We start from the raw sequence: 379 nt of genomic DNA on the forward strand, positions 1-379 counted from the left end.
GTAGAACACCGTATTGGACAGCCGAAGCACCTGGGAAGTGAGCTGGGCGTCGTTGAGAATAACGTTTGCAAGCTCGTTAACCGTGCTGTTACTGCTGTCAGTCAGTTCACCAATTCTGCGAAGAGTGTTTGCCAGTACCGGCAGTTCCACTTTGCTGAGGTAGGTCACCCATGCCTGGGTCGAGTTCATCCTTGAGGGCGGAGTCTCGGTTTTTGTGGTCAAAATTGCGCGCGCCTCGGGATTGTTAGTCATGTTCTTGTAATGAATCAGTCTAGTTCAGTCGTGGTCTTCGTGTCAGGTGGCAAATGGTGTAAGGGGATTTACCAAGGTGGCGGATTCGGGTTTGCCATCGGTTTGGTTTATAATCGCGCGTTTTACC

General features: G+C 50.9%; 1 protein-coding gene. It reads right to left on the reverse strand.

Translation table 11 applies throughout. The annotated features are described in order from the left end of the window. Positions 1-252, reverse strand: a 252-nt coding sequence (locus BIU97_RS17240) for an HDOD domain-containing protein (protein ID WP_217640104.1), incomplete at its 3' end; no start/stop codon positions are given. Between the last annotated feature and the right edge of the window lie 127 nt (positions 253-379).

It is taken from the genome of Curtobacterium sp. MCBA15_009 (assembly GCF_001864895.1).
In the GTDB taxonomy this organism is placed as follows: Bacteria; Actinomycetota; Actinomycetes; order Actinomycetales; family Microbacteriaceae; genus Curtobacterium.